The sequence below is a fragment of the Actinomyces urogenitalis DSM 15434 genome (genome assembly GCF_000159035.1).
In the GTDB taxonomy this organism is placed as follows: domain Bacteria; phylum Actinomycetota; class Actinomycetes; order Actinomycetales; family Actinomycetaceae; genus Actinomyces; species Actinomyces urogenitalis.
In genome coordinates, this window is the sequence record NZ_DS999574.1 from 1,241,687 (window position 1) to 1,243,374 (window position 1,688).

2 protein-coding genes are annotated in these 1,688 nt (G+C 69.5%); both read left to right on the forward strand.

Translation table 11 applies throughout. The features are described from left to right. Positions 1-1,105: AAA family ATPase (locus HMPREF0058_RS05260; RefSeq protein ID WP_006548682.1), on the forward strand; the 1,105-nt coding region annotated here is incomplete at its 5' end. Positions 1,106-1,199: 94 nt separating this feature from the next. Continuing rightward, complete coding sequence (locus HMPREF0058_RS05265) at positions 1,200-1,505, forward strand: hypothetical protein (RefSeq protein ID WP_006548683.1); 306 nt, start codon at positions 1,200-1,202, stop codon at positions 1,503-1,505. Positions 1,506-1,688 lie beyond the last annotated feature (183 nt).

The following is a 1,688-nucleotide window of genomic DNA, read 5'->3' on the forward strand; positions in this document are numbered from 1 at the left end:
GGCGGCGGCCGAGAGGGCCGGGCGGCGCCGGGCAGCTGCCCTGGCCGTGGCTTCCCACGTGCGTGACCAGGCACGTGCGGCCCAGCAGTCGGCTGCCACCTGGGCTGCCCAGGCGCAGGAGGAGCGTCACGGCCTGGAGGCTGAGCGATCGCGCTCTGCCCAGGCCACTGCCCAGGTACGTGAGGAGATTGACCAGGCCACCCGCCTCATCGCCCAGCTGACCGACGCCGCCCACCGTGACGAGATCGCCCGGGCCGAGCAGCGTGTGCGGCTGGAGGCCCTGGCCGACCGGGCCATGAGCGAGCTCGGCATGGAGCTGGAACCTCTCGTCGAAGAATATGGCCCCCACATGCCGGTCCCCGATCTCCAGGCCGATGAGCAGGATGAGCAGCCCGAGGATGAGGACGGCCAGCCGCCCGCGCGTGCGGGTCGCCCCTACGTGCGCGCCGAGCAGGAGAAGCGCCTGGCCCGTGCCAGCCGGGACCTGGCGCGCCTGGGCAAGGTCAACCCCCTGGCCCTGGAGGAGCACGCGGCCCTGGAGCAGCGCCACCAGTTCCTGGCCGAGCAGCTGGCAGACCTGACCCGCTCGCGCTCGGACCTGCTGCGCATCGTCGAGGAGATCGACGCCCGGGTCCTGGAGGTCTTCACCAGCGCGTGGCAGGACACGGCGCGCGAGTTCGAGCTTGTCTTCGACCGGCTCTTCCCTGGCGGCCAGGGCCGCCTTGTGCTCACTGATCCCTCCGACATGCTCACCACGGGGATCGAGATCGAGGCGCGGCCGGCGGGCAAGAAGGTCACGCGTCTGTCCCTGCTGTCCGGTGGCGAGCGCTCGCTGGCCGCGGTGGCGCTGCTCATCGCCATCTTCAAGGCGCGTCCCTCGCCCTTCTACGTCATGGACGAGGTCGAGGCCGCCCTGGATGACACCAACCTGGGGCGTCTGCTGGAGATCTTCACCGAGCTGCGCCGTGACAGCCAGCTCATCATCATTACCCACCAGAAGCGCACCATGGAGGTCGCCGACGCCCTGTACGGCATCACCATGCGTGAGGGCGTGACCCAGGTGGTCTCCCAGCGTCTGGCGCGCCCGGAGGACACTCGCTCCTAGGCACCAGGCCTGGACGTGACGAAGACTGCATCACGTTTTGGTGACGTCGCGCGTCACAGTGGAGGTGCCCCGGCAGGCGGACCATCATGGAGTCATGAGCTCGATGGTCCTTCCCCTGTTTGTTGTCCTTGTCGCTGCTCTGCTGGTTCTCGGCATGGTGATCGCCGAGCGTTATCCGATCTCCACCTGGAAGGACCAGCTGCGGCACCTGCGTGAGATCGCCGCTGACAAGAGCGCCCCGGCACGAGTCGTGCCCCAGGACGCTCGCCTGGAGGACCTCATGACCCATGAGGACTCCTCGGTCTACACCGGCACCGAGAGCTTCTCCGGCCTGGTCGACGTCGTCGAGCGCGCCATGGACACTGCCGAGTCGCGCGCGGCCAGCCTGCGCCGGCGTTGAAGCATCCCAGCAGCCGGCTGCGGGCGTCCTGCGTCGCGCGCTGAGCCGGCCAGATAGGCCATGATGGGGGCATGGACTCCTCGACCCTCCTCCTTGTCGTCCTTGCCCTCATCGCGGCGGTCGCCGTTATCGCCGGCGTCGTCGTGGCCCGACGCCGCCGCTCGCGCTCCGGGCAGCTGCCCA